This is a genomic window from Candidatus Methylomirabilota bacterium, from assembly GCA_027293415.1.
Classification (GTDB): domain Bacteria; phylum Methylomirabilota; class Methylomirabilia; order Methylomirabilales; family CSP1-5; genus CSP1-5.
Genome location: JAPUFX010000105.1, coordinates 1 through 6,201, shown reverse-complemented (window position 1 = coordinate 6,201; position 6,201 = coordinate 1). Strand labels below are relative to the sequence as shown.

The following is a 6,201-nucleotide window of genomic DNA, read 5'->3' as shown; positions in this document are numbered from 1 at the left end:
GTCTTCCCGCAACTGAGTCGCTCCGCGGTCTACCGGGAGCTGGTGCGCCTGCAGCTCCACCAGCTCAAGGCGCTTCGCCCCCCGAGGCAGCGCCGGCGGGGCAAGTTCCGGGCCTGTCCCCCGGGCTTCCTCCATGTCGATGTGTTCTACCTGCCCCGGCTCGACAGGCAGCGGCGCTACCTCTTCGTCGCCATCGACCGGGCGACCCGGCTGTTGACCACGCAGGTCTCCGACACCCGCGAGACGGCCAGTGCGCTGGCGTTCCTGGCCCACTGCCAGCGGTTCTACCCCTTCCGCCTCTACCGGATCCTCACCGACAACGGCCGGGAGTTCACGCTGCGGACCTACCGGGGCCGAGGGGGGGCGCGGACGCGCCAGCTCCACCCCTTCACGCAGGCCTCTCGGCAGGCCAAGATCCGCCACTCGCTCACGAAGGTCTACCATCCCTGGACGAACGGCCTCGTCGAGCGGGCCGGCAGCACGATCAAGACTGAGACGGTCTATCGGCTCCATTTCGACACGGTCGCGCAGTTGCTCTCGGCGCTCTATGGGTTCGAACGCTACTTCAACTGCCATCGGCCCTACAAGGCGATAGGCGGCAAGACCCCGTCTCAACTGACGCAGGAATGGTATGCCAAAGCACCGCAGCGGTTCCTCCGAGAACCTACCGTGCTGTTCACAACGTGGTGAGACTTGACGGTTAGGAAGTGAAACGGCCATCTAGCTTTCGCTTGAGCGTCAGCAACAGATATTCGGGGAAAGGCCGGCCGGGGTAGCGATAGCGTGGGTGAGGGGCTGGAGAGGTGCCTGGGAAGGGCGCTGAGACCAAGGAAACGGGGTGGCCGAAGGGCTACGGAGAAATTCTATCCGAGGCCTAATCTCCCTTCCCCGTCAATTCAAAACATCGAAAGCCTGACACCTCTTGAGACAGGAGAATAGGAGAAAATTCTTTTTTCTCCACCTCTCCCCTTTCTCCATTTCCCCTTTCCTTTGTGCTTTAGTGACTTTGTGGCAAATCACTTTTGGTTGCGGCTTGCCGCGTTATGGAATTGAAGTCTGACAACCGATCTCTGTTTCCTGCTCCCAATTATGCTAACGTGGCAATACTCTTATATCCCTGTTATATAATAATGCCATGAATACTATTAACGTAATTAAAACATTAGGGGTTGTTGCCAGTGTTGTTCTTCCTTTATTCAACATCCCGCTGATTTTGAAAATCAAAAGAAGGGGTTCTTCAAAGGATTTTTCTCTAACGTGGGCATTGGGAGTTTGGTTTTGCTTTTTACTTATGATGCCCGCGGTATTCATCTCTCACGATATTGTGTTTAAAGTGTTCGGTATAATAAATTTTTTCCTGTTTACCGCTGTTGTTGTTTATGTACTCAAGTATCGCTAATTATGGAGGGGTAATTTTCGGAAATCGGGGTCAGACTGGAATTTTCTGGTAGGTCCTGCTAGAGTGCGGACGACCAGTCACCTGCACGCAGGGGGAGGGACCGGTGCCCAAGGACGCGAGGCTATAGGGCTGCGGAGGGTGTGGTCGGGGAAGTCGGGTCGGCTAAAAACGAAGATGGAACCTACAGCAGAAACCCCAGTCTGACCCCTATTTTGCTCCGAGGTGGGCATTTCCGGGGAGAGGATGTATCCATCTGGCTTGGCGTTGGGGCAGGGAAGCGCTAGGGTGGAGGCATAGCCGGCTCCCGCGCTGGAGAAGCGCCCGGGATGGAGATGATCCAGCGGAAAGATGGGTGGCCGAAGGGAGGCCGGAAAATTTAAAACGAGGGACTAATATTGTATACTGTCCCCACTGATTCTTCGGGACCAGGAAGCGGATGGACCTGCGAACCGTCGAGCAGTGGCTCCGACCGAACGTGAGCTATGATCCGGATGCCGAGAAGGCATAGGAGTCCGAGAAAGCAGAATTAGTCAACAAAAGACTTGACCCCATCCGGACCGAAACGGCTGTGGTTGTGGCCAAGCTCGGTCCGACTGGCAAGTTGGTAATTGTCACGGTGTATGTCGACTAAGATGGCGACCAAGTCCAGAAGGTGTGATATTTGCGGCAAGAGCGGCGCGCAGACTCGGCGCGTCACACGGAGTTACGGCAGCGGCGCGAAGTTGCTGGTTATCGAGAATGTGCCCATCGTGACCTGCCCCAAATGCGGTGAAAGCTACCTAGCTGCCGAGACCCTGCACGAGATCGAGCGAATCAAGCGGCATCGGCGCAGTCTTGCAAAGTCCCGGCCCGTGGCTGTTGCGAGCTTTAGATAGTCGGCTGCCAGGCTTTTCGAGTGGACAGGGGAGGGCAGCAGGGGTACAAGAGAGGCATCGCATGCGACTTGCTTGAGAGTCGGATGGCTGATTTTTGGACGAGCGCTCAACTCTCAACAATCGACTCTCGACACGTACTTGAAATGGAACCGGGCGCATAGTCCCCGGCCCACCTCAGGCACAATCACCGGCGTTTCAGAAGACTCTGACGCCCTCTCGGGAGAGGCACCGCCCCGGCCGGGCGTTTTCGTTCTTACGGGCGCGCACGAGGGGCGTAGGGGACATGCGAGGGCCGCCGGGTTGGAAAGCCAACGAAAAGTCTAGGAGTGAACTAAAGGGGACATAGAGATGAGCGTTGTTCCGGCCCAGGCTTTGCGTAACTTTCTCAGGGCAACCCGAGGCAGGTCGCAGTCCGATATTCTCAAGGAATTCCTCCGTATTCTCATCCATAATAACAATGTATCTGAGTCCGGCTCAATACTGAAAATCGTCCTTCGCGCCAAGTATTGGAACTTTTTAATGACGATAATTTCCTGGTAACGGAAAACTTTCTCCCAAAGAATGAGAATTGGCAGAAAGAGTTTAGGTACGACGAAGGAGTGGCTGGCCTCGCCTTTCGGACTAGGACTACTCAGCACATACCGGATGTTCAAAATTCACCTAAATTTACTACAGCTGCTGGTTCCGTGCCAATCCGAGGTATTATTTGTGTGCCCATTATCCTTGATGAAAAACACGATCCACTGGGAGTAGCTTCATTTCATAATTCTACACTGGACAATCCATTTGACGAGAAGAAAATAAGTTTCATTGAGGTCTACGCCGACACTCTTGGAATCGTTCTCAAATCGATAACAATCATTGAGTCTTCCCCGCGACCTGAAAGGATTTTCATCGTGCACGGACGTGACCGGCGAGCGGTTAATGACCTTGAACTAGAGCTACGCAGACGTGGAGTACAACCTCTCCTCTTGTTTCTTCAGCCTCGTACCGGTGGAACCATAATCGAAATGTTAGAGGGGATTTCGAGTCAATGCAGTGCAGGCTTTGTCCTGATAACACCTGATGACGAAGGACGCCTTGCGGGGTCGGGCGAAGAACTGCAACCGCGTGCACGAGAGAACGTGATTTTTGAAAGTGGACTTTTGGTAGCATGGTTTCGCGATGAACGGCGGGTATGTTTCTTAGTGAAGCGGCCCGTCCGACTACCAAGTGATTTAGGTGGAGTATTTTATCAGGAATTCGACGAAATTGCAGGGTGTATGCTACAGATAGAAGCAGTCCTAACTGAGTGGAAAATCGATTGGAAACCGAGGGGCGTTTCGCCTTGAACGGTCGCTCCACGCAGTTACCATCTGATGCCGCATCGAGTTACAATCCGGCCGGGGCCGGGATACATATATCATTGGGCGTGGCGGTGGGGAAGGGAAGCGATAGGGTGGCAGCATGGCTCGACTCGCTCGCTGGAGAAGCGGTTGGGAAGGGTGCTGAGACCGCGGAAAGGGGGGTGGCCGAAAGGGAGGGTCAGAAACTTCATGGCGGTTGTCATAGAATCCGGAAGGGAATTAGTCAACAAAAGATTTGACCCCATCCCTCAGGCAAGGACACGGAACGGGATCGCTATTGTTTTGCGCATCTCGTGGCTGTCCTGGGCGAGAAGCGGCTCCCCGACATGACCCGGGAGGATGTGCACCAATACATCACCAGGCGCCTGGTCCAGGGGGCGAAGCCGAATACAGTCCAGCGGGAGCTTGTGGTCCTGAAGGCGGCCCTGAACAAGGCCAAGAGCCTGGCGAGAGGCTTCACCGTTCCAGGTTCCGGCAAACCCCGGCAACGCCGATGACATCACCCGGCTACTAGCGCATGCAGGCCCACCCCGGGATCTTTCGTAGGCAATTTCGCCAGTGAAATGTTATGTCAGGTGCTTGACACCCCAGCCTCGGGAGGACATACGTAAGGCCCCATGAGGGAGCTGTATGTATGAAACCGGGGTGAGCATAGGCCCCGGCCCACCTCCGGCACAATCGGGGGGCACCAAACAATCACACACCTTCTCGGGTATAGTAGGGCCCGGGAGGGCGTTTTACTTTGAGGGTGACGGCGAGGAAGGGGAATTCCAGCAGTCCTGCCGATAGGCTGGGGCTAGGCGAATCTTGATGGTGGTTTGGGCAGAAATAGGCTGCGGGCCAGTAGGGCAATAAGCCGCCAGCGTGGCAGTATTTTCCGGAGAGGACCAGCTTGACAACGTCTTGGTACGTAACGGATAATCCAGCACATTTTCGTCGCACGGGAGCCGGAGCGGGACGAGATAGACTGCCAGAAAGCGCAGTGCTTTTGCAGCTCACTTAATAGTCCGGTTAACATCTTAAAAAGAAGTGTTACGATGACAGAAGTGTTAAGAACTCCGGAAGAACGGTTTGTCGATCTCCCGGGTTTTCCTTACGACCCAGTTTACATTGAAGATTTGAAAGGCTTTGAAGGCTTGCGGATGCACTACGTGGATGAAGGCCCTCAAAATGCTGACGACATTTTTCTGTGCCTACACGGCGAACCAACGTGGAGCTACCTTTACCGGAAGATGATCCCAATTTTCACGGCTGCGGGTCATCGGGTGGTAGCTCCGGATTATTTCGGTTTCGGGCGTTCGGACAAGCCACTGGACGAAGCTGTGTATACTTTTGACTTTCATCGTAACGCGCTAATTGCGTTTATTGAATATTTAGATCTCAAGAACATCACCCTTGTTTGCCAGGACTGGGGCGGAATTCTTGGGCTCACTTTGCCCATGGACATGACAGATAGGTTTTCCCGCCTGCTGGTCATGAACACAACCCTCGGTACCGGAGACGTTCAACTTTCCAAAGGATTTCTCGATTGGCGCGCCTGGGTTAGAAAGAATCCTGATATGTCTGCCGGGAGACTGCTGAAGCTATCATGTTCGCATCTGTCGGAGGTAGAATGCGCTGCTTATGACGCCCCATTCCCCGATATCAACTATAAGGCCGGCGTGCGCCGCTTCCCTGAAATGGTTCCTGATCGGCCGGACTCGCCCGGCGCGGAGTTGTCACGCAGAGCACGCGAGTGGCTGCGCAGTAAATGGACCGGACCGGTATTCATGGCCGTCGGGATGAAAGACCCGGTGCTTGGCCCACCGGTGATGCAGGCACTTCGCAATGACATACTGAGCTGTCCCGAACCATATGAACATTCTGAAGCCGGGCATTTTGTACAGGAATGGGGTGAAGAAATCGCCAGAAAAGCGCTGGCGGCCTTTGACAGATAGAGAGTCCCCATTTTTTAAACTCTTTTAAAACTAAAATGATTCAATCATAAATTAAGATTTGTCCCCTTTAGGGCTGCTCGAAAACTACTGATACGCACCGAACAAGTCGCTGGAGGCGACGCGGTAAACCGCGCGCCTCAGCTTCATCGTTAGGCAGTTTCACATTTAATGCGGAAGGGGGCGTTATGACAATCAGAAAGGAGGCAAAGAGCCTTGGTATGCCCTGGGAGAATGAGTACGGTTACTCCCAGGCGGTGAAGGTTGGGGACACTATCTATCTCGCTGGTCAGGTGAGCCATGATGACAAAGGCAATGTCCTAGGCGTTGGGAACATGGAGGTCCTTGACATAGACCGATCGGTCTCTGTTTAACCTGTCACCACAACTCGAAAGGAAGATAAACTATGGCGCCTACATTCACACCAGCCGGACGCTTTGCTGGCAAGAACGTTCTGATTACGGGCGGATCTGGTGGTATCGGCAAAGCGACGGCCGAGCGAATTGTTGCCGAAGGTGGACGCGTGCTGATTACCGGAACGAATGGCGAGAAGCTCGACGCCGTGAAAGCGAAGTTACCCAATGTTGTGACGCTCGTGAACGACGCCGGCGACCCGGCCGCCGCAGAGCGACTCGGTGAGGTCGTGA

The 6,201-nt window shown here is 54.4% G+C and carries 8 protein-coding genes; 7 read left to right on the top strand and 1 reads right to left on the bottom strand.

Translation table 11 applies throughout. The annotated features are described in order from the left end of the window. A partial coding sequence (locus O6929_07930) for a DDE-type integrase/transposase/recombinase (protein MCZ6480316.1) occupies positions 1-690 on the top strand: 690 nt, incomplete at its 5' end. A gap of 402 nt (positions 691-1,092) precedes the next feature. On the opposite strand, the gene O6929_07925 is transcribed toward O6929_07930, so the two are convergent. After that, positions 1,093-1,311, bottom strand: a complete 219-nt coding sequence (locus O6929_07925) for a hypothetical protein (GenBank protein ID MCZ6480315.1) — start codon at positions 1,309-1,311, stop codon at positions 1,093-1,095. Between the two features lie 720 nt (positions 1,312-2,031). Between O6929_07925 and O6929_07920 the strand changes: the two genes are divergently transcribed. From O6929_07920 to O6929_07895, 6 genes are all read left to right on the top strand, one after another. Further along, positions 2,032-2,274: a type II toxin-antitoxin system MqsA family antitoxin gene (locus O6929_07920; protein ID MCZ6480314.1), complete on the top strand. Its 243-nt coding sequence runs from the start codon at positions 2,032-2,034 to the stop codon at positions 2,272-2,274. 506 nt (positions 2,275-2,780) lie between these two features. Next, positions 2,781-3,605, top strand: a complete 825-nt coding sequence (locus O6929_07915) for a nucleotide-binding protein (GenBank protein ID MCZ6480313.1) — start codon at positions 2,781-2,783, stop codon at positions 3,603-3,605. Between the two features lie 308 nt (positions 3,606-3,913). Continuing rightward, the gene (locus O6929_07910; GenBank protein ID MCZ6480312.1) at positions 3,914-4,117 is read left to right on the top strand and encodes a hypothetical protein; all 204 of its coding nucleotides are present in this window, start codon (positions 3,914-3,916) and stop codon (positions 4,115-4,117) included. A 540-nt stretch (positions 4,118-4,657) separates the two neighbouring features. Further along, entirely contained in the window at positions 4,658-5,557 is a 900-nt protein-coding gene (locus O6929_07905) for a haloalkane dehalogenase (protein ID MCZ6480311.1), read from the top strand. A 185-nt stretch (positions 5,558-5,742) separates the two neighbouring features. After that, complete coding sequence (locus O6929_07900; GenBank protein MCZ6480310.1) at positions 5,743-5,928, top strand: hypothetical protein; 186 nt, start codon at positions 5,743-5,745, stop codon at positions 5,926-5,928. Between the two features lie 32 nt (positions 5,929-5,960). Beyond that, positions 5,961-6,201: SDR family NAD(P)-dependent oxidoreductase (locus O6929_07895; protein MCZ6480309.1), on the top strand; the 241-nt coding region annotated here is incomplete at its 3' end.